Source organism: Streptomyces sp. NPDC004658, from assembly GCF_040609555.1.
GTDB lineage: Bacteria > Actinomycetota > Actinomycetes > Streptomycetales > Streptomycetaceae > Streptomyces.
On sequence record NZ_JBEXKG010000005.1, the window covers coordinates 83854 to 107887 of the forward strand.

At 70.3% G+C, this 24034-nt stretch carries 25 protein-coding genes and 4 tRNA genes; 6 read left to right on the forward strand and 23 right to left on the reverse strand.

Annotated features, from left to right (window positions below):
* Positions 1-79 precede the first annotated feature (79 nt).
* The 9 genes from rpoB to ABZV94_RS03990 form a co-directional block, all read right to left on the reverse strand.
* Positions 80-3565, reverse strand: coding sequence for a DNA-directed RNA polymerase subunit beta (rpoB, locus tag ABZV94_RS03950; RefSeq protein WP_356336847.1), 3486 nt, complete (start codon positions 3563-3565; stop codon positions 80-82).
* A 550-nt stretch (positions 3566-4115) separates the two neighbouring features.
* Positions 4116-4505: a 50S ribosomal protein L7/L12 gene (gene rplL / locus ABZV94_RS03955; RefSeq protein ID WP_356336849.1), complete on the reverse strand. Its 390-nt coding sequence runs from the start codon at positions 4503-4505 to the stop codon at positions 4116-4118.
* Between the two features lie 111 nt (positions 4506-4616).
* Positions 4617-5147, reverse strand: a complete 531-nt coding sequence (gene rplJ / locus ABZV94_RS03960; protein ID WP_356336851.1) for a 50S ribosomal protein L10 — start codon at positions 5145-5147, stop codon at positions 4617-4619.
* Between the two features lie 540 nt (positions 5148-5687).
* Positions 5688-6608 (reverse strand): hypothetical protein, encoded by a 921-nt coding sequence (locus ABZV94_RS03965; RefSeq protein ID WP_356336852.1) that lies wholly within the window; start codon positions 6606-6608, stop codon positions 5688-5690.
* 166 nt (positions 6609-6774) lie between these two features.
* A complete protein-coding gene (rplA, locus tag ABZV94_RS03970; RefSeq protein WP_103812786.1) occupies positions 6775-7500 on the reverse strand; it encodes a 50S ribosomal protein L1 in 726 nt (241 codons plus the stop codon).
* Between the two features lie 101 nt (positions 7501-7601).
* Positions 7602-8036: a 50S ribosomal protein L11 gene (gene rplK, locus ABZV94_RS03975; RefSeq protein ID WP_030345386.1), complete on the reverse strand. Its 435-nt coding sequence runs from the start codon at positions 8034-8036 to the stop codon at positions 7602-7604.
* A 169-nt stretch (positions 8037-8205) separates the two neighbouring features.
* Entirely contained in the window at positions 8206-9066 is an 861-nt protein-coding gene (gene nusG / locus ABZV94_RS03980; protein WP_132786967.1) for a transcription termination/antitermination protein NusG, read from the reverse strand.
* A gap of 80 nt (positions 9067-9146) precedes the next feature.
* Entirely contained in the window at positions 9147-9434 is a 288-nt protein-coding gene (gene secE / locus ABZV94_RS03985) for a preprotein translocase subunit SecE (protein ID WP_014674349.1), read from the reverse strand.
* 106 nt (positions 9435-9540) lie between these two features.
* Positions 9541-9613, reverse strand: a tRNA-Trp gene (locus ABZV94_RS03990).
* Positions 9614-9873: 260 nt separating this feature from the next.
* Between ABZV94_RS03990 and ABZV94_RS03995 the strand changes: the two genes are divergently transcribed.
* Positions 9874-11100 (forward strand): pyridoxal phosphate-dependent aminotransferase, encoded by a 1227-nt coding sequence (locus ABZV94_RS03995; RefSeq protein WP_356336856.1) that lies wholly within the window; start codon positions 9874-9876, stop codon positions 11098-11100.
* 124 nt (positions 11101-11224) lie between these two features.
* On the forward strand, positions 11225-12292 hold the full coding sequence (locus ABZV94_RS04000; RefSeq protein WP_356336857.1) for an adenosine deaminase: 1068 nt from the start codon (positions 11225-11227) through the stop codon (positions 12290-12292).
* A 338-nt stretch (positions 12293-12630) separates the two neighbouring features.
* Here the strand turns inward: ABZV94_RS04000 and ABZV94_RS04005 are convergent, their stop codons facing one another.
* Positions 12631-13254, reverse strand: coding sequence for a helix-turn-helix domain-containing protein (locus tag ABZV94_RS04005; protein ID WP_356336858.1), 624 nt, complete (start codon positions 13252-13254; stop codon positions 12631-12633).
* A 110-nt stretch (positions 13255-13364) separates the two neighbouring features.
* Here ABZV94_RS04005 and ABZV94_RS04010 point away from each other — a divergent pair, with 110 nt between their 5' ends.
* The gene (locus ABZV94_RS04010) at positions 13365-13997 is read left to right on the forward strand and encodes an NAD(P)H-binding protein (RefSeq protein ID WP_356336860.1); all 633 of its coding nucleotides are present in this window, start codon (positions 13365-13367) and stop codon (positions 13995-13997) included.
* A gap of 40 nt (positions 13998-14037) precedes the next feature.
* Here ABZV94_RS04010 and ABZV94_RS04015 read toward each other — a convergent pair whose 3' ends face one another.
* The 9 genes from ABZV94_RS04015 to ABZV94_RS04055 form a co-directional block, all read right to left on the reverse strand.
* The gene (locus ABZV94_RS04015) at positions 14038-15093 is read right to left on the reverse strand and encodes a UDP-N-acetylmuramate dehydrogenase (RefSeq protein WP_356336862.1); all 1056 of its coding nucleotides are present in this window, start codon (positions 15091-15093) and stop codon (positions 14038-14040) included.
* A gap of 177 nt (positions 15094-15270) precedes the next feature.
* The gene (locus ABZV94_RS04020) at positions 15271-15651 is read right to left on the reverse strand and encodes a DUF3291 domain-containing protein (RefSeq protein ID WP_356336864.1); all 381 of its coding nucleotides are present in this window, start codon (positions 15649-15651) and stop codon (positions 15271-15273) included.
* A 27-nt stretch (positions 15652-15678) separates the two neighbouring features.
* Positions 15679-17127, reverse strand: coding sequence for an MFS transporter (locus ABZV94_RS04025; RefSeq protein WP_356336866.1), 1449 nt, complete (start codon positions 17125-17127; stop codon positions 15679-15681).
* Between the two features lie 85 nt (positions 17128-17212).
* Positions 17213-17782, reverse strand: a complete 570-nt coding sequence (locus ABZV94_RS04030; RefSeq protein WP_356336868.1) for a helix-turn-helix domain-containing protein — start codon at positions 17780-17782, stop codon at positions 17213-17215.
* Between the two features lie 145 nt (positions 17783-17927).
* Positions 17928-18356, reverse strand: a complete 429-nt coding sequence (locus ABZV94_RS04035) for a MaoC family dehydratase (protein ID WP_356336871.1) — start codon at positions 18354-18356, stop codon at positions 17928-17930.
* A gap of 7 nt (positions 18357-18363) precedes the next feature.
* The gene (locus ABZV94_RS04040; RefSeq protein ID WP_356336873.1) at positions 18364-18816 is read right to left on the reverse strand and encodes a MaoC family dehydratase N-terminal domain-containing protein; all 453 of its coding nucleotides are present in this window, start codon (positions 18814-18816) and stop codon (positions 18364-18366) included.
* Positions 18817-18986: 170 nt separating this feature from the next.
* Positions 18987-19151 carry a 50S ribosomal protein L33 gene (rpmG, locus tag ABZV94_RS04045; RefSeq protein WP_003948671.1) on the reverse strand — a complete coding sequence of 55 codons (165 nt, stop codon included), beginning with the start codon at positions 19149-19151 and terminating at the stop codon, positions 18987-18989.
* 90 nt (positions 19152-19241) lie between these two features.
* Positions 19242-19314 (reverse strand) — tRNA-Met (locus ABZV94_RS04050).
* A gap of 46 nt (positions 19315-19360) precedes the next feature.
* A tRNA-Thr gene (locus ABZV94_RS04055) sits at positions 19361-19433 on the reverse strand.
* A gap of 346 nt (positions 19434-19779) precedes the next feature.
* On the opposite strand from ABZV94_RS04055, the gene ABZV94_RS04060 reads away from it, so the two are divergent.
* Positions 19780-21045: an amidohydrolase family protein gene (locus tag ABZV94_RS04060; protein ID WP_356336875.1), complete on the forward strand. Its 1266-nt coding sequence runs from the start codon at positions 19780-19782 to the stop codon at positions 21043-21045.
* A 358-nt stretch (positions 21046-21403) separates the two neighbouring features.
* The gene (locus ABZV94_RS04065) at positions 21404-22060 is read left to right on the forward strand and encodes an NAD(P)H-binding protein (RefSeq protein ID WP_356336877.1); all 657 of its coding nucleotides are present in this window, start codon (positions 21404-21406) and stop codon (positions 22058-22060) included.
* Positions 22061-22168: 108 nt separating this feature from the next.
* Here ABZV94_RS04065 and ABZV94_RS04070 read toward each other — a convergent pair whose 3' ends face one another.
* The 4 genes from ABZV94_RS04070 to ABZV94_RS04085 form a co-directional block, all read right to left on the reverse strand.
* Positions 22169-22381, reverse strand: coding sequence for a hypothetical protein (locus ABZV94_RS04070; protein WP_030641127.1), 213 nt, complete (start codon positions 22379-22381; stop codon positions 22169-22171).
* A gap of 61 nt (positions 22382-22442) precedes the next feature.
* Positions 22443-22667, reverse strand: coding sequence for a hypothetical protein (locus tag ABZV94_RS04075; RefSeq protein ID WP_030641125.1), 225 nt, complete (start codon positions 22665-22667; stop codon positions 22443-22445).
* A gap of 44 nt (positions 22668-22711) precedes the next feature.
* The gene (locus ABZV94_RS04080) at positions 22712-23062 is read right to left on the reverse strand and encodes a DUF6233 domain-containing protein (RefSeq protein WP_356336879.1); all 351 of its coding nucleotides are present in this window, start codon (positions 23060-23062) and stop codon (positions 22712-22714) included.
* Between the two features lie 130 nt (positions 23063-23192).
* Positions 23193-23274 (reverse strand) — tRNA-Tyr (locus ABZV94_RS04085).
* 226 nt (positions 23275-23500) lie between these two features.
* Here ABZV94_RS04085 and ABZV94_RS04090 point away from each other — a divergent pair.
* Complete coding sequence (locus ABZV94_RS04090; protein WP_356336881.1) at positions 23501-23989, forward strand: YajQ family cyclic di-GMP-binding protein; 489 nt, start codon at positions 23501-23503, stop codon at positions 23987-23989.
* The last annotated feature ends 45 nt before the right edge of the window (positions 23990-24034 follow it).

Here is a 24034-nt window from a genome sequence, read left to right on the forward strand (position 1 = left end):
GGTCGTTAAGTCTGTGGTCTGAAACGGGGGCCTGGGGGTCGGCGGGGCCCTTGTGGGTCAGGGCCCCGCCGGACTCCCGTCAGACCTCTTCGACGCTGCTCGGCTCGCGCCGGGACAGGTCGATACCGAGCTCCTCCGCAGCGCGGAAGACGTCCTCGTCGGTGTCGCGCATCTCGATGGACATACCGTCGCTGGACAGCACCTCCACGTTCAGGCAGAGCGACTGCATCTCCTTGATGAGCACCTTGAAGGACTCGGGGATGCCGGGCTCGGGGATGTTCTCGCCCTTGACGATGGCCTCGTAGACCTTCACGCGGCCGGTGACGTCGTCGGACTTGATGGTCAGCAGCTCCTGGAGGGCGTACGCGGCGCCGTAGGCCTCGAGGGCCCACACCTCCATCTCACCGAACCGCTGGCCACCGAACTGGGCCTTACCACCCAGCGGCTGCTGGGTGATCATCGAGTACGGGCCGGTCGAGCGGGCGTGCAGCTTGTCGTCGACCAGGTGGTGCAGCTTCAGGATGTACATGTAGCCGACCGAGATCGGGTCCGGGAACGGCTCACCGCTGCGGCCGTCGAACAGCCGCGCCTTACCGGTCGGGAGCACCATGCGCTCGCCGTCCCGGTTCGGGATGGTGTGCTGCAGCAGACCCGCGAGCTCGTCCTCACGCGCACCGTCGAAGACCGGGGTGGCGACGTTGGTGCCGGGCTCGACCTTGTCGGCGCCGATGGCCTGCAGGCGCTGGGCCCACTCCTCCGCGAGGCCGGAGACGTCCCAGCCGCGGCTGGCGAGCCAGCCGAGGTGGATCTCCAGGACCTGTCCCGGGTTCATTCGGGACGGCACACCCAGCGGGTTGAGGATGATGTCGACCGGGGTGCCGTCCTCCAGGAACGGCATGTCCTCGATCGGCAGGATCTTGGAGATGACACCCTTGTTGCCGTGACGGCCGGCGAGCTTGTCACCGTCGGTGATCTTGCGCTTCTGCGCGACGTAGACGCGGACCAGCTGGTTCACGCCCGGCGGCAGCTCGTCGCCCTCCTCGCGGTCGAAGACGCGCACACCGATGACCTTGCCGGTCTCGCCGTGCGGCACCTTCAGCGAGGTGTCACGGACCTCACGGGCCTTCTCACCGAAGATCGCGCGCAGCAGGCGCTCCTCCGGCGTCAGCTCGGTCTCACCCTTCGGGGTGACCTTGCCGACGAGGATGTCACCGGCGATGACCTCGGCACCGATACGGATGATGCCGCGCTCGTCCAGGTCGGCGAGGACCTCCTCGGAGACGTTCGGGATGTCCCGGGTGATCTCCTCGGGGCCGAGCTTGGTGTCACGGGCGTCGACCTCGTGCTCCTCGATGTGGATCGAGGAGAGGACATCGTCCTGCACGAGGCGCTGCGACAGGATGATCGCGTCCTCGTAGTTGTGACCCTCCCACGGCATGAACGCCACGAGCAGGTTCTTGCCGAGGGCCATCTCGCCGTTCTGGGTGGCCGGTCCGTCGGCGAGGACCTGGCCCTCGACGACGCGGTCGCCCTCGTTGACGATGACCTTCTGGTTGACCGAGGTGCCCTGGTTGGAGCGGGCGAACTTGGCCAGGCGGTACGTGATGTACGTGCCGTCGTCGTTGGCGGTGGTGATGTAGTCCGCGGAGACCTCCTGGACCACACCGGCCTTCTCGGCCTTGACGACGTCGCCGGCGTCGACGGCGGAGCGGTACTCCATGCCGGTGCCGACGAGCGGGGCCTCCGCCTGGATCAGCGGGACGGCCTGGCGCATCATGTTCGCGCCCATGAGGGCACGGTTGGCGTCGTCGTGCTCGAGGAAGGGGATCATGGCGGTCGCGACCGACACCATCTGGCGCGGCGAGACGTCCATGTAGTCCACGTCCTCGGGGCCGACGTAGTCGACCTCGCCGCCACGACGGCGGACGAGCACGCGGCTCTCCTCGAAACGGAGGTCGCTGGTCAGCGGCGCGTTGGCCTGCGCGATGACGAAGCGGTCCTCCTCGTCGGCGGTCAGGTAGTCGACCTCGTCGGTGACCTGGCCGTCGATGACCTTGCGGTACGGGGTCTCGACGAAACCGAACGCGTTGACCCGGCCGTAGGAGGCGAGCGAGCCGATCAGACCGATGTTCGGGCCTTCCGGCGTCTCGATCGGGCACATACGGCCGTAGTGCGACGGGTGCACGTCACGGACCTCGAAGCCGGCCCGCTCACGGGAGAGACCACCCGGGCCAAGAGCCGACAGGCGGCGCTTGTGGGTGAGACCCGACAGCGGGTTGTTCTGGTCCATGAACTGGGACAGCTGGCTGGTGCCGAAGAACTCCTTGATGGAGGCGACGACCGGCCGGATGTTGATCAGGGTCTGCGGCGTGATCGCCTCGACGTCCTGGGTCGTCATCCGCTCGCGGACGACACGCTCCATACGCGCCAGACCCGTGCGGACCTGGTTCTGGATGAGCTCGCCGACGCTGCGCAGACGACGGTTGCCGAAGTGGTCGATGTCGTCGGTCTCGACGACGACCGTCTCGCCGTTGTCACCGGTGGTCTCGGTCTCGCCGGCGTGCAGCTTCACCAGGTACTTGATCGTCGCGATGATGTCCTCGACGGTCAGGATGCCCGCGTCCAGCGGGGTGTCCGTACCCAGCTTCTTGTTGACCTTGTAGCGGCCGACCTTGGCGAGGTCGTAGCGCTTGGGGTTGAAGTAGAGGTTCTCCAGCAGCGTCTGCGCGGCCTCACGCGTGGGGGGCTCGCCCGGACGCAGCTTGCGGTAGATGTCGAGCAGCGCGTCGTCCTGGCCCTGGGTGTGGTCCTTCTCCAGGGTGGCGCGCATCGACTCGTAGTCGCCGAACTCCTCGAGGATCTGCTCGGTCGTCCAGCCGAGCGCCTTCAGCAGCACGGTGACCGACTGCTTGCGCTTGCGGTCGATACGGACACCGACCATGTCGCGCTTGTCGATCTCCATCTCCAGCCAGGCGCCCCGGGACGGGATGATCTTGGCGGAGAAGATGTCCTTGTCGGACGTCTTGTCGATGGTGGAGTCGAAGTAGACACCGGGGGAACGGACCAGCTGAGACACCACGACACGCTCGGTGCCGTTGATGACGAAGGTGCCCTTGTTCGTCATGAGCGGGAAGTCGCCCATGAAGACGGTCTGGGACTTGATCTCGCCGGTCTCGTTGTTGGTGAACTCGGCGGTGACGAAGAGCGGGGCGGCGTACGTGAAGTCGCGCTCCTTGCACTCGTCGATCGAGTTCTTGGGCGGCTCGAAGCGGTGGTCCCGGAACGTCAGCGACATCGACCCGGAGAAGTCCTCGATCGGGGAGATCTCCTCGAAGATCTCCTCCAGACCGGACTTGGTGGGGACGTCCTGACCGTTCTCAAGGGCCTCCTCGACCCGAGTCTGCCAGGCGGCGTTGCCGAGCAGCCAGTCAAAGCTCTCGGTCTGCAGCGCGAGCAGGTTCGGAACCTCGAGGGGCTCCTTGATCTTTGCAAAGGAGATGCGCAGCGGGGCGGTGCTGGCGCCGTTGTTCGTATTCGCGGTCGAGGCAGTGCGCGAGGCGGCCAAGAGGGGGTCCTTCCGAGGGCTCGGACTCACTACGCGCGTACCGGTCCCTCTCCCGTACGCAGGGACGGAAACCCCAGGTCAGGGGGGCTTCGGTCGACTGTGCTCGAGTGAGGGCAGACCCCTGGTGACGGGCAGGGGACAGCTAACAGGCAGCGCAAAGGGTCAGTGTAGCCACTTGGCACACTGATGTCCAGTGCGGGTTTTCGAAGACCCTCGTTGTCCTCAACGCCCTCTTCAACGCCCTCGGCATGCCTGCCCTCAACGCACGTTGATACTGCCCTCTTCGTCGCCGATCCATGCCTCGGATTCGGATCCTTGTGACGACGCGTCCTGAGAATTGCGCGCTGCGTGCGGTTCGTCAAGGGTTCCTTGCCGGAACCCGAGCATCGGGAGACACGACGAAGATCACCTTACCCCTCACGAACAGAGGTGCAAGGCAGCCCAGGCCGGACCCCGGGGAACGCCGAAGGGCGACCACCCGGATGGATGATCGCCCTTCGGTGCGTTCGCGTTACAGCCCTAGAGGGCCGTTTCGGCGGTCGCGAAGGTCTTACTTGACCTCGACGGACGCGCCGGCGCCCTTGAGGGCCTCGGCGGCCTTGTCGGCCTGCTCCTTGTTGACCTTCTCGAGGACCGGCTTCGGGGTGCCGTCGACGAGGTCCTTGGCCTCCTTCAGACCCAGCGAGGTCAGCTCACGCACGACCTTGATGACCTGGATCTTCTTGTCGCCGGCGCCGGTGAGGATGACGTCGAACTCGTCCTTCTCCTCCTCGGCAGCGGCCTCGGCGCCACCGGCGGCACCGCCGGCGACGACGACCGGCGCGGCAGCGGCGGCGGTGACGTCGAACTTCTCCTCGAAGGCCTTCACGAACTCGGAGAGCTCGATGAGGGTCATCTCCTCGAACTGGGCAAGCAGCTCGTCCTGGGTGAGCTTCGCCATGATGGCGGTCCTTCCACTCAAATCGGCAGGTGCCGGATGTACTGGATAAGGCGGGCGTACGTCGGCCCGCTGCGACCCGCGCCGTTGGTGCGGGTCAGAAAGCGAGCCGAATTACTCGGCACCGCCCTGCTCGGCCTGCTTGGCGCGCAGCGCGTCCACGGTGCGGACGAGCTTCGACGGCAGCGCCTGGAAGACGGAGGCAGCCTGGGACTGCTTCGCCTTGAAGGCACCGGCCAGCTTGCTGAGCAGAACCTCGCGGGACTCGAGGTCCGCAAGCTTCTTGATCTCGTCGGCGGACAGCGCCTTGCCGTCAAGGACACCGCCCTTGATGACGAGATTGGGGTTGTCCTTGGCGAAGTCACGCAGACCCTTCGCCGACTCCACCGGGTCACCGGTGACGAAGGCGACGGCCGTCGGGCCAGCGAAGAGCTGGTCCTCCAGCGTGATCCCGGCCTCCTTGGCCGCAATCTTGGTCAGCGTGTTCTTCACCACGGCGTACTGGGCGTTCTCACCGAGCGACCGGCGCAGCGTCTTGAGCTGCGCCACGGTGAGACCGCGGTACTCGGTCAGCACGGCGGCGTTGGAGCTGCGGAACTTGTCCGTCAGCTCCGCAACCGCGGCAGCCTTGTCGGGCCTCGCCATAGAGCCTCGGCCTCCTTCCGGGTGATTCGGACCGCGCGGACCCGAAGGAGGACTGGGGAAAACGAAACGCCCCGGCGCAGGCGCACGGGGCGGACTCGACCGGCCGCACACGCGCTCGGCGCGCGCACTCCGGGAGTTCTTCCACAGTCACCTGCGCGGGTCGCCCACTTTTCAGCGGATCCTTCGGCCACCGCACCCTCGTTCGAGCGCGCGGCAACGACCAGCGGTCTTTGGCTTCTGGAAGAGAATACGGGACGGGGCCGCCCCCGAGCAAATCGACCGTTTACGACGGGGCGGGGCGGGGCAAAGCGAGCCCTTCGGGAGGGGCAGCCCGAGCGCTTCCACCGGGGCTGGGTGGTCCTCCACCCGGGCAGGGCGGCCCTCCAGCAGGGCCACCGCGGCCCCGCAGTCAGGCACAGGCGGGCGCTCTATCCCGGCCCCTCCACCCGGCGAGGAGGGCCCCACCTCGCGACAGGGGCCCTCCAACTCAGGCACGCCCACCCTCTCCGGTCAAAGGCCCGGAGGGCCGGTGCAGGCCGGTCAGGAGCTCGTGCCGGTGCCGCCCGCCAGCGTGCCGCCGGACTTCAGCATGTCCGCGAAGTCCTTGGTGTCGCCGGCCGGGGGCGCCTCGGCGGTGACCTTCACGCCGTAGTCGGTGTAGAAGGTCGTGTTGGTCATGGCGCCGTTGGCCGTGTCGGCCTTCTCGGTCTTCTTGACCAGCAGATCCTGGTCGTTGATCCAGATGTCGACGGTGTCGGTGGTGACACCGGCCTGGCTGAGCTGCTTCTTCAGGGCCGACAGCTGCTCGGCGCTGAGGTCGCTGGTCTTGCCGGCGAGGTCGGCGACGTTCAGCGTGCCGGAGTAGTGGGTGGTGTGGACGCCGGAGACCGTCTCCTCGCCGACCTTCTTGACGTCGCCGGAGGCCAGCAGCATCTTCACGGACTGGTTCGGCGTGGCGTTCTGGATCTGGTCCTTCATGTAGGAGCCGGACGCGCCGCCGAGCTTGGCGAGGTCGTCGTAGGAGTACTTGATCCAGTGCTTGCCGCCGCCCGCCTGCTGGGCGTAGGCGTCGCTCATGTGCGCGTAGTAGGCGTCCGGCAGGTACCGCGCCTCCATCGACTGCGTGCCGGCCTTCTTCATCAGCTCGGCCATCTGGCCGCCGGTGTAGGTGATGGTGAGGTTGCCCTTGAGGCCGTCGCCCCAGGTGAGGGCGCCGTTCGCGGTCATCGACATGAGGTCGCCGATGGACGTGGTGGAGCGCACCTTGGCGGAGTCGGCCTTGTCGGTGGACTTCTCGGCGGAGCGCAGCGCGGCGATGGGGCTGACGTGTGTCGCGGTCTTGCCGGCCGCCTTGTCACCGCCGTCCTTGCCGGAGTCGGAGGAGCCGCACGCGGCCACTCCGGCCAGCGCGGCCACCACCGCTGTACAAAGGGCCGCCCGGCGCACGGTCGTGCTCATCATCTACTCCCACCCCTAATGCGTGTCCTGTGCCTGCACCGTATGCCAGGCCACTGACAGTCGTGCGAAAGGTCGCACAAAGAAAGGACGGGCCCGGAACCTGTGAGGTTCCAGGGCCCGCCCTTTTCTTCACGCGTACCTGACGCGGCTACCGGGCTGAGCGGGGGGCTCAGACGGCGGCCGGGTCCTCCTCGACGAGGAGGTTGCGGGTGCGGTTCGGGTCGACCGGGATGCCGGGGCCCATGGTGGTGCTGACCGCGGCCTTCTTGATGTAGCGACCCTTGGCGGCGGACGGCTTCAGACGGAGGATCTCCTCCAGCGCGGCGCCGTAGTTCTCCACCAGCTTGGCGTCGTCGAAGGACGCCTTGCCGATGATGAAGTGCAGGTTCGAGTGCTTGTCGACGCGGAACTCGATCTTGCCGCCCTTGATGTCGGTGACGGCCTTGGCGACGTCGGGGGTGACGGTGCCGGTCTTCGGGTTCGGCATCAGACCACGCGGGCCGAGGACGCGGCCGAGGCGGCCGACCTTGCCCATGAGGTCCGGGGTGGCGACGACGGCGTCGAAGTCCAGACGGCCCTTCGCCACCTCGTCGATCAGTTCGTCGGAGCCGACGATGTCGGCGCCGGCGGCCTCCGCGGCCGCAGCACGGTCACCGGTCGCGAAGACCAGGACCCGGGCGGTCTTGCCGGTGCCGTGCGGAAGGTTCACGGTGCCACGGACCATCTGGTCGGCCTTGCGCGGGTCGACACCCAGACGGAAGGCGACCTCGACGGTGGCGTCGAACTTGGTCGTGGAGGTCTCCTTGGCCAGACGGACGGCCTCGAGCGGGGCGTACAGCTTCTCCCGGTCGACCTTGGCGTCCGCAGCGCGGAGAGCCTTGCTGCGCTTGCTCACAACTTGCTCCTGTGTGTTCTGAAGGAGTCGTGGTCCTTGGGCCGAGCAGGCCCTGCCACGTGCGACCGGCTACGGCCGCATGACTGCTTGGGGGGTGGGGGTCAGCCCTCGACCGTGACGCCCATGGAACGCGCGGTACCGGCGATGATCTTCGCGGCGGCGTCCAGGTCGTTCGCGTTCAGGTCGGGCATCTTGGTCTGGGCGATCTCGCGGACCTGCGCCTCGGTGATCTTGGCGACCTTGGTCTTGTGCGGCTCGCCGGAGCCCTTCTCGATGCCCGCGGCCTTGAGGATCATCTTCGCGGCCGGCGGCGTCTTGGTGATGAAGGTGAAGGAGCGGTCCTCGTAGACCGTGATCTCCACCGGGATGACCCAACCGCGCTGCGACTCGGTCGCGGCGTTGTAGGCCTTGCAGAACTCCATGATGTTGACGCCGTGCTGACCCAGCGCCGGGCCGACCGGCGGGGCCGGGTTGGCGGCGCCGGCCTGGATCTGGAGCTTGATGAGCCCCGTGACCTTCTTCTTCTTGGGAGGCATAGCTCTCCGGGTCCTTTCGGTTCGGGTCCTGCCCGCTTCCGGGGACCACCCGGATGCAGGCATACCGCACAACGATAACGGGTATAGATGCGCGGCCAAAAACCGTGCAGGTCAGGAGGGCTGAACCAGCCCTCCTGACCTGCACGGAAGCGGTACGTCCAGAAAAGAACTAGTTCTTCTGGATCTGGTCGAAGGAGAGCTCGACCGGCGTCTCGCGGCCGAAGATCTCCACCAGGCCCTTGACCTTCTTCGAGTCGGGGTTGATCTCGTTGATCGTCGCCTGGAGGGTGGCGAACGGGCCGTCGGTGACGGTGACCGAGTCGCCGACCTCGAAGTCCAGCACCTGGACCTCGACCTTGCGCTGCGGGGCGGGCTTGCCCTCGGCCTCGGCGGCCTCGCGGGCGGCCTTCTCCTCGGCCTCCGGGGCGAGCATCTTGACGATCTCGTCCAGGGTCAGGGGGTACGGGTCGTAGGCGTTGCCGACGAAGCCGGTGACGCCCGGGGTGTTGCGGACGACGCCCCAGGACTCGTTGGTCAGGTCCATGCGGACCAGGACGTAACCCGGCAGCTTGTTCTGCTTGATGGTCTTGCGGTCGCCGTTCTTGATCTGGACGACCTCTTCCTGCGGCACCTCGGCCTGGAAGATGTAGTCCTCGACGTTCAGCGAGACGGCGCGCTGCTCCAGGTTGGTCTTCACGCGGTTCTCGTAGCCGGCGTAGGTGTGGATGACGTACCACTCGCCGGGCAGGGTGCGCAGTTCCTCGCGCAGGGCCTCGACCGGGTCCACCGGAGCGGCGGGCTCTTCCTCGGCGGCCTCCGCGACGGCGGCCTCCTCGTCGGCCTCGGCCTCTTCGTCCTCGTCCTCGGCGTGCAGGGCGGCCTCCTCGGCCGGCTCACCCGCCTCGGCCTCGGCAGCCTCGAACTCGTCCTGCTCGTCCGCGCCCTCGACGATGTCGAGCTCGTCGTCCACCGTCTCGGCAGCCAGCCCTCGGGGCTCGGTGGCGTCGTCGTTCAGGTTCGGGTCAGACACGATGGCTGCTTCTTCCTGGATACATAGGGGTGGAACATGCGAAAACGGGCGCCGGTACCACGGCGCCCTTCGCTCTTGGCTCAGCCGAAGACGTACTTGGCCGCGTGGTTGAGCCCATAGTCAATCACGGTCACCAGGGCGATCATGATGGCGACGAAGAAGATCACCACGGTGGTGTACGAGGTCAGCTGGTTGCGCGAGGGCCAGACGACCTTGCGGAGTTCCGCGATGATCTGGCGGTAGAAGGTGGCCAGACGCTTGAGCGGGCCCTTCTTGGCGCGCTTGCCGCCCTTGCGAGCCCTCTTCTTGGACTCGGACACCTCGTCCTGGGCGTCAGGCGTGTCGATGGAGCCCACGGCGTCCGTCATTGTCCTCACCTGATCCCGGGTCGTGGCCGTGCCGCGCCCGGTTTCTGAGCCGCACGGCGGTGCAATGCTGTACGTACATGCGCACACATCCTGGCGGTGTGTGTAGCAGGGCCGGAGGGACTTGAACCCCCAACCGCCGGTTTTGGAGACCGGTGCTCTACCAATTGAGCTACGACCCTTTGTGTGTCCCCCAACGTACCGCATCCGACCGGGTGCCCGTTGTGCACCGGCTCGGCGGCGGCTGCTGAAGGCCAACGAGGTGAGAGTGTACGTGGTCCGGGGCGCGGCGTCGAACAGAAAGTGCCCGTCCGGGGCGGCGTGACCAAAGATCGTCCTGGCCGGGGCCCGGATTCGGACCCGTGTTCACGCCTCGACCCTTCCTGTTCAGTCTGTGAAACCCGTGTGCCGGGGTCATTTCCGGTCTGGAACGATGGGCCGCATGAGCGCTGCAATCCCTCCCACCGAGCGCCGGGTCTCCGCCCGAGTCGGCGCGATCTCCGAGTCCGCCACCCTCGCCGTGGACGCCAAGGCCAAGGCCCTGAAGGCCGCCGGGCGTCCGGTGATCGGCTTCGGCGCCGGTGAGCCCGACTTCCCGACCCCGGACTACATCGTCGAGGCGGCCGTCGAGGCCTGCAAGAACCCCAAGTACCACCGCTACACCCCGGCCGGCGGCCTGCCCGAGCTGAAGGCCGCCATCGCGGCGAAGACGCTGCGCGACTCCGGCTGGGAGCCCGACGTCTCGCAGATCCTGGTCACCAACGGTGGCAAGCAGGCCATCTACGAGGCGTTCGCCGCGATCCTCGACCCGGGCGACGAGGTCATCGTCCCCGCGCCGTACTGGACGACCTACCCGGAGTCGATCCGCCTGGCCGGCGGTGTCCCGGTCGAGGTCGTCGCCGACGAGACCTCCGGCTACCGGGTCTCGGTCGAGCAGCTGGAGGCGGCGCGCACGGAGAAGACGAAGGTGGTGCTCTTCGTCTCCCCGTCCAACCCGACCGGCGCGGTGTACTCCGAGTCCGAGACCGAGGCGATCGGCCGCTGGGCCGTCGAGCACGGCCTGTGGGTGCTCACCGACGAGATCTACGAGCACCTGGTCTACGGCGAGGCGGCCGCCGTGTCCCTGCCGGGGCTCTTCCCCGAGCTGCGCGACAAGTGCATCGTGGTCAACGGTGTGGCGAAGACGTACGCCATGACCGGCTGGCGCGTGGGCTGGGTCATCGGCCCCAAGGACGTGGTGAAGGCCGCGACGAACCTCCAGTCGCACGCCACCTCCAACGTCTCCAACGTCGCCCAGGTGGCCGCGCTGGCCGCCGTCTCCGGCGACCTCGACGCCGTGGCGAAGATGCGCGAGGCCTTCGACCGGCGCCGCAGGACCATCGTGCGGATGCTCAACGAGATCGACGGCGTGGTCTGCCCGGAGCCCGAGGGCGCCTTCTACGCCTACCCGTCGGTGAAGGCGCTGCTCGGCAGGGAGATCCGCGGCAAGCGTCCGCAGAACACCGTCGAGCTGGCCGCGCTGATCCTGGAGGAGGCCGAGGTCGCGGTCGTCCCGGGCGAGGCCTTCGGCACGCCGGGCTATCTGCGGCTGTCGTACGCGCTCGGTGACGAGGACCTGGTCGAGGGCGTGAGCCGCATCCAGAAGCTGCTCGCCGAGGCCAGGGACTGAGTCGTCCATTTCTGGACAGGGGCACCTACGGACCTCCGTAGGTGCCCCTGTTCGTCTGTGCGAGCAAGGCCACGTACGGGGAAACGGCTACCGGGACGGCGGGGACGTACGGCAGGATCTGGGAATGGAGCGTGTACGTGATGTCTCTGAGCTGCCGAAAGCCCATCTGCACCTGCACTTCACCGGCTCGATGCGACCGGGCACCGTCCTGGAACTGGCCGACAAGTACGGCGTCCGGCTGCCCGACGCGCTGACGGAGGCGCTGACCAGCGGGGAACCGCCGAGACTGCGGGCCACGGACGAGCGGGGCTGGTTCCGTTTCCAGCGGCTGTACGACGCCGCGCGCTCCTGTCTGCGCGAGCCGGAGGACATCCAGCGCCTGGTCCGGGAAGCCGCCGAGGAGGACCTGAGGGACGGCTCGGGCTGGCTGGAGATCCAGGTGGACCCGACGTCGTACGCGCCCCGGCTGGGCGGTCTGATCCCGGCCCTGGAGGTCATCCTGGACGCGGTGGACACGACCTCGCGGGAGACCGGGCTCGGCATGCGGGTGCTGGTGGCGGCGAACCGGATGAAGCACCCGCTGGACGCGCGCACGCTGGCCCGGCTGGCGGTGCGGTACGCGGACCGGGGTGTGGTCGGCTTCGGGCTCTCCAACGACGAGCGGCGGGGCATGGCGCGGGACTTCGACCGGGCCTTCCACATCGCGCGGGAGGGCGGTCTGCTGTCGGCCCCGCACGGCGGCGAGCTGACCGGCCCCGCGTCGGTCCGGGACTGCCTGGACGACCTGGACGCCACGCGGATCGGGCACGGGGTGCGGGCGGCCGAGGACCCCCGGCTGCTGAAGCGGCTGGCCGACCGGGGCGTGACCTGCGAGGTGTGCCCGGCGTCGAACGTGGCGCTGGGCGTGTACGAGAAGCCGGAGGACGTGCCGCTGCGCACGCTCTTCGAGGCGGGCGTCCCGATGGCACTGGGCGCCGACGACCCGCTGCTGTTCGGCTCCCGGCTGGCCGCCCAGTACGAGATCGCCCGCGAGGCGCACGGCTTCACGGACGCCGAGCTGGCGGAGCTGGCCCGGCAGTCGGTGCGCGGTTCGGCCGCCCCGGAGGACGTCAAGGCGCGGCTGCTGGCCGGCGTGGACGACTGGCTGGCGCGCCCGGCGGCCGGAAGTGGGCGTACGGCGGACAGGGCGTGAAGCAGACCGTCACCTCGACGGGGTGCCCGCCGCCGGGCCGGTCGGCCAGGGGCAGGAACGACCCCGGGTACGCCATGCGCCCCTCACCGGCGCGGCTTTGACACGGCCCCCGGCCGGCCGCGTCCGCGAAGCATGCGGCTGTCGCGACGAACACCTCCCGGTGACCGAAGAGGAAGAGGGTACGTGCGTGCGTGGCGTGCCGCAGGTCGCTTCGGGGTCGGGGGCGCGCAGCGAGGTGTGGCGCAGGGTGCGCCGGGCTGGACGATCCGGTACTCGTGCGGCCCGGTGCGGGGCCGGAACTCGCGCAGCCTCAGCCGCAGGTGCGGTGCCTCATGGCGTCAGGGTCGTGGGCCGCCCGGCGTGTCCGCGACGGAGATTCCGCCCACCAGGGTGTTCGCCAGGCGGGCGGCGAACTCGTCCACGGGCGGGCGTTCGCCGGTCTCGGTGGCGTCGTAGGCGAACGCGCGCTGGGCGCAGGCGCCGAGGAGGAGGGAGGCGGCGGCGTAGGTGTCGGCGTCGGCGCGGACCCGGCCGGCGGCCTGTTCGGCGCGGAGGTAGGCGTCCAGGCCCTGGATGGGCAGGTGCGGGCCGGAGCCGATCGCGCGCAGCGCCTCGTCGTGGCGGCGCTTGAGCTGGGTCTCGGCGTAGAGGGACGCGGCGATCGGGAAGCTCTGCTCGTAGAAGAGGGCGGCCTGGCGGGCGATCTCGGTGAGGTTCTCCGCGAGCGTGCCCCGGCCCGGTTCGGCGGCGAGGCCGCTGAGCAGCGGGGTGAGGCGGGGCAGGCGCTCGCTGAGGACCCGTACGAACAGCTCTTCCTTGCTGTCGAAGTACTTGTAGAGGGCCGCTTCGGAGCAGCCGGCCGCGCGGGCGATCTCCTTGGTGGTGGCGCGGGCGAGTCCGACGGTGAGCATCAGCTCGTGGGCCGCGTCGAGGATGCGGACACGCGCCGGCTTCGTCTCCATGGGGCTCCGTTCGGGGCTTGACGCGTGGGTGAGTGTTTACCCACTCTAGATCCCGAAGAGGGTGAGTAAGTACTCACCCACCACTTGCGGACCTGGGAGTCGCACCCACCATGAAGCTCACTGTCTTCGGGGCCACCGGAGGGATCGGCCGGGAGCTGGTCCGCCAGGCCCTGAGCGCGGGTCACGAGGTCACGGCCGTCGTACGGGACCCGGCCCGGCTCCCTGTCGCGGACGACCGCCTGGAGGTCGTCCGCAGCGGCCTGAGCAGCCCCGAGGAGCTGCGGCCCGCCGTCCGGGGCCGGGACGCCGTCCTGTCGGGCCTGGGCGCGCGCAGCCGCAAGGACGCCGGGGTGGCCACGCGGCTGACGCGTACGGTCCTGGGCGCGATGGAGGCGGAGGGCGTACGCCGGCTGCTCGTGGTGAGCGCCGCCCCGGTCGGTCCCGCCCCCGCGGACGACGGGCCCCTCGACCGCGCGGTGCGGGCCCTGGTGTCGGCGGTCCTGAAGGACATCTACGCCGACCTGCGCGAGATGGAGGCCGAGCTGGCCCGCAGCGGCACGGACTGGACGTCGGTACGGCCGCCCCGGCTCCAGGACAAGCCGCTCACCGGCCGCTACCGCACCGTCGTCGGGGGGTTCCCGCCCAAGGGCCGCTTCATCGCGCGCGCGGACGTCGCGCACGCGATGCTGTCGATGATCGACGCGAGGGAGACCCTGAAGCAGGGCGTCGGAGTGGCCGACTGAGCCGACGCCGCCAGAGCCCGGGAGGCCCCGGGAGCCGCTCCTAGAGGCTGACGCCCACGGTCACCGGCTCGTTGACCAGGGTGATCCCGAAGGCCTCGCGGACGCCGGCGACCACCTCGCGGGCCAGGGCGAGCAGGTCCTCCGTGGTGGCGCCGCCCCGGTTGGTGAGCGCGAGGGTGTGCTTGGTGGAGATGCGGGCGGGGCCGCTGCCGTAGCCCTTGGTGAAGCCGGCCTTGTCGATCAGCCAGGCCGCGGAGGTCTTGGTACGGCCCTCCCCCGCCGGGTAGGCGGGCGGCTCGACGTCCTCGCCCAGCCGTGCGCGCACGCGCGCGTGGAACGCGGCGAACTGCTCGTCGGTGAGGATCGGGTTGGTGAAGAAGGAGCCCGCCGACCAGGTGTCGTGGTCCTCGGGATCCAGGACCATGCCCTTGCCGGCACGCAGCTTCAGCACGGTCTCCCTGGCGTCGGCCAGCGGCACCCGGTCCCCCGGCCCCACACCGAGCGCGCGGGCCGCCTCGGCGTACCTGACCGGCGCGGACAGCCCGCCGGCGTCCTCCAGCTCGAAGCGGACCCGGAGCACCACGTAGCGCTCGGGGTCGGCCTTGAAGCGGCTGTGGCGGTACGAGAAGGCGCACTCCTCGTTCGTCAGCGTGACGGTCTCGCCGGCCCGCCGGTCGTAGGCGATCACCTCGGTGATCGTCGAGGAGACCTCCTGACCGTAGGCGCCCACGTTCTGGATCGGCGTGGCGCCCGCGGATCCGGGGATGCCGGCCAGGCACTCGATCCCGGCCAGCCCGGCCTCGACCGTGCGGGCGACGGCGTCGGTCCACACCTCGCCGGCCGCCAGCTCCAGGGTGGTGCCGCGCAGTTCGACCCCGCGCGTGGCGATGCGCAGCGCGGTGCCGTCGAAGCCCTTGTCGCCGATGACCAGGTTCGATCCGCCGCCGATGACCAGCAGCGGGGTACCGCTGTCGTCGGCCTCGCGGACGGCCGCGATCACCTCGGCGTCGGTGACGGCGGTCACCAGCCTGGTGGCGGGACCACCCAGCCGGAAGGTGGTCAGAGGGGCAAGGGGGGCGTCGTGGAGTACCTGCACGGGCCCAAGACTACGAGAGCGTCGGCGCGGGCCGTGCCGGCAGGAGTGCCGCGCGTGCCGGGTCCTCCCGGCCGCGCCTGCTGCGCGCCTGGCCCCTGAGACACCGCCACGCGCGCGTGGACCCGCGGCCCGCAGGCCAGGTCCACGCGCGCGTGGCGGTGCCGTCCTGAGTGGCGGCTACGTCAGTCGTCGTGTCGCCTCCTCCCAGCTCACCGGGAGTCCGTCGGTGGGGGCCTGCCAGGTGGCGAACCTGACGTCGCGCATCTGGGCCGCCAGGGCTCGGGACGTCGGCCGGTGGGCTCCGGAGCGGGCGAACTCCTGGAGCGCGGCGGCCGACTCCCACGCGGACAGGGTCCAGAAGGTCCTCCGCAGGGGCTGCGCCCTGAGGGTGGCCCCGTAGGCGCCGGGGGCGCGGCCGGCCTGCCGCCAGACGGCGGGCGTGCGGGCGAGGAAGCGGAGGGCGCCCCACAGGGTGCGGGTCTCGAAGCGCGAGGCGAAGACGTGCGCCTCGGCGCCGGCCGGCGGGGGGTTCGGCACGGTCCAGGGAAGCGTGGGCATCGTGGGCTCCTAGCCGGGAGTGGCGGGTCAGCTGGAGGCGGCTTCGAGGACCGGCGCGGGCGCCTCGCCGACCGCGGTGGCGGCCCTGCGGCGGCCGGGGATCACCAGGGCCGCGACCGCGGCGAGGGCGACCACCGCCGAGCCGGTGACCAGGGCCGGCCGCAGACCGTCCACGAAGCTCTGCGCGGACTCGTAGCCGCCCTGCGCGGAGAAGATCGACGACATCACCGCGATGCCGAGCGCGCCGCCCACCTCGCGCAGCGCGTTGTTCGCGCCGGAGGCGATCCCCTGCTCCTGCGGGCGGACGCTGGCCATGACCAGGCTGGCGGCCGGCGCGAAGTACAGGGCCATGCCGACGCCGCTGATGACCAGGGCGGGCAGCTGGACGGCGTAGGAGGCGTCCGTGGTGACCACGCAGGCCATGTAGCCGAGCCCGGCCGCCTGGAGGAACAGGCCCGCGGCGACGACCGGCCGGCCGCCGACCCGGTCGGAGAGGAGGCCGGCGACGGGCGCGACGAGCATGGGCATGCCGGTCCACGGCAGCATCCGCAGTCCCGCCTCGGTGGGCGAGTAGCCGAGGACGCCCTGCATGTACTGGCTGAGCAGGAAGATCGAGCCGAACATGCCGACGAACATCAGCAGGCTGGCGGCGTTGATGCCGGAGAAGGCCCGGGAGCGGAACAGCCGCATGGGCAGCATCGGGTGGGCCGCGCGGGAGCTGTAGCCGACGAAGCCCGCCAGCAGTGCCCCGCCCGCGCCGAGCGCGATCAGCACCACGCAGTCGCTCCAGCCGTCGGCGGGGCCGCGGACCAGGCCGTAGACGATCCCGAAGAGCCCGCCGCTGGCGAGCAGCGTGCCGGGAACGTCGAGCCGGGCGCCGGTGCCGTGGGACTCGGCGAGACGCAGCCGGGCGAGCGGCAGCACGGCGAGGCCCAGCGGGACGTTCAGCCAGAAGATCCAGTGCCAGGAGACGTGCTCGGTGAGGCTGCCGCCGATCAGCGGCCCGGAGGCGACGGCCAGGCCGTTCACGGCACCCCAGATGCCGTACACCGTCCCGCGCCTGGCCGCGGGCACGGCCGCCGTGAGCAGCGTCAGCGTGAGCGGCAGCATCACGGCCGCGCCGACACCCTGGACCGCGCGGGCGGCGATCAGGGAGCCGATGCCGGGTGCCATGGCCGCGGCGGCGGAGGCGCCGGTGAAGACGGCGAGTCCGGCGATGAACATCCGCCGGCGTCCGAAGCGGTCGCCGAGCGCGGCGCCGAACATGAGCAGGACGGCGAAGGTGAGCGTGTAGGCGCTCACGGTCCACTCAAGGTCGTCCAGCGCCCCGCCGAGGTCCTTGCGGATGGACGGCAGGGCGGTGGTGACGACGAGGTTGTCCAGGGACGCCATGAATCCGGCGACGCTCGTGATGACGAGGGCCCATACGGCGCCCCCGCGGGACGGGGTGCCGGGTATTGCTGTCTGCTGTGCCATCGCTCCCCCAGGGGATCTTAGTTAGTTATTGCTGACTAACTTTCTTGGGCATGCCCGTGCCCGCAAGAACGACGGGGCCAGGCCCCTACACCTCCAGGCGACCGGTGAGCCGGGCCGACGGATACAGCCCCTCCCACACCCGGTGCTCGGGCGGAAAACCCATGGCCACCAGGCAGTTGATGAGCATGCCGTGCGCCAGGAAGGCGGTCGTCTCGTCGACGTCCGCACCGAGCGCCAGCCGCACGGTGTCCCACAACCGCATCCAGCCGGCCCGGACGCTCTCACCGAACTCCCGGTCGCCCTCCTGCTCCGCGGCGGCCACGGCGATGTACATCTGCATCTGCATCATCAGCCACTCGGGCCGCTCCGCGATGACCTTGGTGTACGCGTTCGCCATGGCGTGCAGGGCCTCTTCGCCGCGCAGCCCCTCCGAAGCCTGCTCGAAGGTGCGGATGGTGTCCTCCACGCAGCGTTCGGCCGCCGCCAGGAAGATCGCCCTCTTGCCCGGGAAGAGCCGGAAGAGATACGGCTGCGAGACACCGACCCGCTTGGCGATGGCCTCCGTGGAGGTGCCGTGATATCCGCCGCGCGCGAACTCGGCGGTCGCCGCGCGGATGACGCTCTCGCGTCGCTCCTCTGCGCTCATCCTGGGCATGCCGGTAAGTTAGTACTCAATCACTAACTTCGTCAAGGGTGGGTGGCGGGGCCGTACACGAGGGCGGCATGCGTAGAGCGCGGGCGGCATGCGTAAGGGGCGCCCCGCAACGGAGGACGCCCCTTACTCGCACCGCTGCGGGCCGTCAGGCAAGCCGTACGAGCGCCCGGGACATGCCCAGGACCTTCTGGCCGGCGCTCGTCGCCGTCAGGTCCACCCGTACGGTGTTGTCGTCCAGCTTGGCCGCGACCTTGGCGCTGACCTCGATCAGGGCGCCCTGGTCGTCGTTCGGGACGACGACGGGCTTGGTGAAGCGGACGCCGTACTCCACGACCGCGCCCGGGTCGCCGGTCCAGTCGGTGACCACGCGGATCGCCTCGGCCATGGTGAACATGCCGTGCGCGATGACGTCCGGCAGGCCCACCTCCTTGGCGAACTTCTCGTTCCAGTGGATCGGGTTGAAGTCCCCGGAGGCACCCGCGTAGCGCACGAGCGTGGCGCGGGTCACGGGGAAGGTCTGCGCCGGCAGTTCGGTGCCGACCTCGACGTCGCCGTAGGCGATCTTCGCCGTCATCGGGTCCTCACGCCTCCTCGGCCGCGCGGGCCACGAGCTTGGTCCAGGCGGTCACGACGCGCTCGCCGGCCTCGTCGTGCACCTCACCGCGGATGTCCAGGATGTCGTTGCCCGCGAGGGACTTGATCGCCTCGATCGTGGAGGTGACCGTGAGCCGGTCGCCTGCGCGGACCGGGCGGGCGTAGACGAACTTCTGGTCACCGTGCACCACACGGCTGTAGTCCAGCCCCAGCTGCGGGTCCTCGACGACCTGGCCGGCAGCGCGGAAGGTGATGGAGAACACGAAGGTCGGCGGGGCGATCACGTCGGAGTAGCCGAAAGCCTTGGCGGCCTCGGGGTCCGTGTACACCGGGTTGGTCTCGCCCACCGCCTCGGCGAACTCGCGGATCTTCTCCCGGCCCACCTCATAGGGCGCGGTGGGCGGATAGGTCCGTCCCACGAAGGACTGGTCGAGCGCCATGGCCCGGCACCTCCTGATGTCTGCTGTGCTGGCCCCAAATTAGCCGGAAACCGGCCGCGGAATGCGCACGGGGGCGGCGCGGCGGGTGGCCGCGGCGAGCCGGGTGCCGAGCCGGGAAAACGCTGTGAGGCCGCCCCCTCGGAAGGGGACGGCCTCACGGACGAGCCTGTTTATCGCGTCTCGCGGTGCGCGGTGTGCGCGTTGCAACGCGGGCAGTGCTTCTTCATCTCAAGACGGTCCGGGTTGTTACGCCGGTTCTTCTTGGTGATGTAGTTCCGCTCCTTGCACTCCACGCAGGCCAGCGTGATCTTCGGGCGGACGTCGGTGGCAGCCACGTGAGTGCTCCTATGACGAACGGGTGGACTGATTTAACGCAAGAAAGAGTAGCCGATCGAAGGACCGACCCCGCAATCGGCTACTGTCAGTAGCGGTGACCGGACTTGAACCGGTGACACAGCGATTATGAGCCGCTTGCTCTACCGACTGAGCTACACCGCTTTGATGAGATCAGCCCCCGCCTCGCGGCGGGAACCTCTCACATCAGAGCCCCAAAACGGAATCGAACCGTTGACCTTCTCCTTACCATGGAGACGCTCTGCCGACTGAGCTATTGGGGCGAGCGATGAAGACATTACACGGTCCGCCGCCGTTCACCCAAATCCGTATCCCGCCGCCCGTCCGGACTCTCCCCCCAGCGCGCTCGGCAGCCCCTTGAGCCCCGGAAGACGCGGCGCGATCACCGACGGCACGCGCGCGTGCGGAGCGTGCGCGTGCGGCGACCGGGTGCGGGCATGCGGCCGAGCCGCCCGCGGCGGACCACGCCGGTACGACTATTGCGCCCCTGCGCGTCCCTCGCGGCTCGTCGCCCTAGGCTCGACTCACTCTGCGTGATCTTGGGGCGGTGCAGGGCCCCGATTCCCTCACGCCGGCCCGACCGCCCCCCGGCCCCCACCCTGGAGCGCGATGCCCGACAGCCAGCCGCAGCCGCAACCGCCGTCGAACCCGTCGGGGTCCTCCGGGCCGTCCGACCAGGCCGCGCTCCTGCTCTGCGGTGCGCGGCTCACCGACGGCCGAACGGTGGACGTACGGCTGGGCGGCGGGCGCATCGAGGCCGTGGGCACCACCGGCAGTCTCGCGCCGGGTCCGCCCCGGACGAGCGCCGCGCGCGTGGACCTGAGCGGCTATCTGCTCCTGCCGGCGCCGGCCGAACCGCACGCCCACGGCGACACCGCCCTGTCCGCCGAACGCCCCGGCCCCGCGTCGTACGCCCCCGAGGACGTCCAGCGCCGGGCCACGGAGGCGGCCCTGCTCCAGCTCGGGCACGGGGCGACGGCGGTACGCGCGCACGTGCGCGTGGGCGACGTGCCGGGGCTCGGCGCGCTGGGCGCCGTTCTGCAGGCGCGGCGGTCGTTGCGGGGCCTGGCGGAGCTGACGGCGGTCGCGATGCCACGGCTGCTGACCGGGGTGGCCGGGGCCGACGGGCTCGCGATGCTGCGGGACGCGGTGAAGATGGGTGCCGGTGTGGTGGGCGGTTGCCCGGACCTGGACCCGGATCCCACCGGCTACGTGGAGACGGTCCTGGAGGTCGCCTCCGAACACGGCTGCCCGGTGGACCTGCACACGGACGCCGCCGACCCGGCCCGGCTCTCCCGGCTCGCGGCCATGGCGGGGGGCCTGCGCCCCGGCGTGACGATCGGACCGTGCGCCGGTCTCGCGCGCCTGCCCGCCGACGCCGCCTCCCGCGTCGCCGACCAGCTCGCGGCGGCCGGCGTGACGGTCGTGTGCCTGCCCCAGGGCGGCTGCGGCGGCACGGACCGGCGGGGCACGGCGCCGGTACGGCTGCTGCGCGCGGCCGGGGTGCGGGTGGCGGCCGGCAGCGGCGCCCTGCGTGACGTCTCGAACCCCGTCGGCCGCGGCGACCCGCTGGAGGCCGCCTACCTCCTCGCCTCCGCCCACGGCCTGCGCCCCGAGGACGCCTACGACGCCGTGAGCGCCTCGGCACGTGCGGTGCTGGGTCTGCCGGAGGTCCGTGTGGAAGCGGGCTTCCCGGCCGAACTGCTGGCCGTACGCGGCGACCACCTCTCCGGCGCGCTGTCCCTGGCCTACAGCCGGATCGTCGTGCACCGCGGCCGAGTGGTGGCCCGCACGAGCGCCGTCCGCGAGTACTGCAACTCGGCGGCGGCAGCGGAACTGGGCCTGCCGCGTCAGGGGCGGGGGGAGCTGTCGTGAACGGGGTCGGCGAGGGCAGCGGGCCGGGGTTGCGGGACCCCGCCGGAGTGGGGCGCACGGGGCTTCGGGGTGGTGAAGGGGGCTTCGGGGTGGTGCGGAGGTGCGAGGTGGTGAGGCGGTGCCCGCGGGCGCGCGCTTGAGGATTGCTGCTCTGCGGAGAGGCGTCGGCGTGTGGTGCCCACCGCGCGGTACAGCCCCGTCCGCGCACCGGCACCCGAGCGCGCGGGCACACCGGGCCCGCGCTTGCGAGCGTCCGGGAGTGCGCGGGCGCCCGGGGCGCGAGGCGCCTTCGGGTGGCTTCGCACGCGGCGGTCGACTTGTGCGGCGGATGCGGCTGTTCGGGCGTACGGTCGGTTTCATGCGCATTGTCATCGCTGGGGGTCATGGTCAGATCGCGCTGCGGCTGGAGCGCCTGCTCTCCGCGCGCGGGGACGAGGTCGCGGGCATCATCCGCAGAGCCGAGCAGGGCGACGATCTGCGCGCGGCCGGAGCCGAGCCGGTCCTGCTCGACCTGGAGTCCGCCTCGGTGGAGGAGGTCGCGGCGCACCTCCAGGGCGCTGACGCGGCGGTGTTCGCGGCCGGCGCGGGACCGGGCAGCGGCGCGGCCCGCAAGGACACGGTGGACAGGGGCGCGGCGGTGCTGTTCGCGGACGCGGCCGTACGCGCGCGCGTGCGCCGCTTCGTGGTGGTGTCCTCGATGGGCGCGGATCCCGCGCACCGGGGGGACGACGTCTTCGACGTGTACCTGCGGGCCAAGGGCGAGGCCGACGCCTACGTCACCCGGCAGGAGGCGCTGGACTGGACGATCCTGCGCCCGGGCGCGCTGACCGACGACGCGGGCACCGGCCTGGTCCGGCTGGAGGCGCACACGGGGCGCGGTTCGGTCCCCCGGGACGACGTGGCAACGGTTCTCGCGGAGCTGGTGGACACGCCGGCGACGGCCGGTCTCACGCTGGAGCTGATCAGCGGTTCGACGCCGGTGTCGGTCGCGGTGAAGTCGGTGGCCGGGAACTGAGCCGGGCCGCCGGCCGTTGACCGGTCGAGTCCGCCTCGCTCCTTCCTCGCGCGCCCTGCTGACGAGTCGTAGGGAAGTGCCGCCCGTCCGCTGTCGGCCCGTCAGGGCTCAGAACAGCGGCAGCTGCCCGGGGAAGTCCGGCACGGCGTAGCCGTCCAGAGACGGTTGAACCGCCCCGAGTTGCGCCGGCTGCCGCGACCCGGCGCAGGAGACGAGTTCCCCGTTCTCCCGCGCCCCGGGCGGGTCGTGCCGTGCGAAGCGGCCCGCGACGACGGCGATGTCGCGGTGGCACACGGGGCAGGTTCTGCGTCGGGAGGACATGCCGTCAGTGTGCCCGAGCGGGCGGTTCACGCACCTCTCGCGGGCGACGGCGACTGCGTGATCAGGTCCGGGTCTCCGCCTCCCACCGGTCGGGGCCCACTCCGCGCCAGTCGATCAGCGGCGAGTCGGCCACCTCCTCCGGTTCGATCTCCAGCCCCGCCCGGCGCAGGAACTCCACCAGGTCCCGCACGTTGTGCGCGAGGCCGAGGATCTCGCCGTCCACCCGCACCCGGCGACCGCCGGTCGGGGACGGCAGGTGCACGATGATGGGACGTTTCCCGGCCATGGCTCCAGCATCATCCGGACCGGCCGGGCCCGCACCCGGGCCGGTCATTCGAGAATCCCCAGCGCGGTGTCCGGTCGGCACAGCGGGCACGCGGGGACTCCTTCTTCGGTGAGGGCTCGTACCGCCTGCTCCCGGCCGACGCCCCTGGTCCGCCCGCCGGCGCCCGTACAGCCGCCGACGTGGACGTACACCGGGCTCCGGCCGTTGAGGCCGCGCTCGATGGCCCACTCCGCGGCCTGCCGGGCGCCGATGCGGCGCCGCCGCTCGGCCTCCCGGCGTTCCTCGTCGGCGATCCACCGGTCCATCAGGGCGAGTTGCCTGGCGGCCTGGTGTTCGACGACGCGGCGGGCGAAGCGCAGCATGTCGAGACGCGTCAGCGGACGGTCCTCGTTCACACGTTCGATTCTAGTGAGATGCGGGGCCGGAGCGCGACCAGCGGTAGGCCTATCCCGCGAGCGGCGTCCGGAGACAACGACAAAGGCCCCGTGACCTGCTCTCGCAGATCACGGGGCCTTGTTTCCCGTGTGGCGGCGCCAGGATTCGAACCTGGGAAGGCTGAGCCGGCAGATTTACAGTCTGCTCCCTTTGGCCGCTCGGGCACACCGCCGGGTAACGCTGCCGTTCGAACCCGCTTTCGGCGGTGTTCCCCGGCAACGACGTAAACAATACCCGATGCCCGGGGGTGCTTCGCCACCCGATTGATCTCCACCCGGCGGGGCGCGGGGTGGCTAGGCTGGTGCGGATGCGGCCCGGTACTCCACCGGGCCCGGCGGTCGCCGCCGCGCACGCCGGCACGCATCCGATACGCACCCCGATACAAGGAGCCACAGGACATGGCCGACTCCAGTTTCGACATCGTCTCGAAGGTCGAGCGGCAGGAGGTCGACAACGCCCTCAACCAGGCCGCCAAGGAGATCTCGCAGCGCTACGACTTCAAGGGCGTGGGGGCCTCGATCTCGTGGTCCGGTGACAAGATCCTCATGGAGGCGAACTCCGAGGACCGGGTGAAGGCTGTCCTCGACGTCTTCCAGTCGAAGCTCATCAAGCGCGGCATCTCGCTGAAGGCACTGGAAGCGGGCGAGCCGCAGCTCTCCGGCAAGGAGTACAAGATCTTCGCGACGATCCAGGAGGGCATCTCCCAGGAGAACGCGAAGAAGGTGGCGAAGATCATCCGGGACGAGGGTCCCAAGGGTGTGAAAGCGCAGGTCCAGGGCGACGAGCTGCGCGTCAGCTCCAAGAGCCGCGACGACCTCCAGACCGTCATCGCCCTCCTGAAGGGCAAGGACTTCGACTTCGCGCTGCAGTTCGTGAACTACCGGTAGGAAGGGCAGGGGTGGGCGCCCCGCGGGGCACGGTGCGGAACCGTA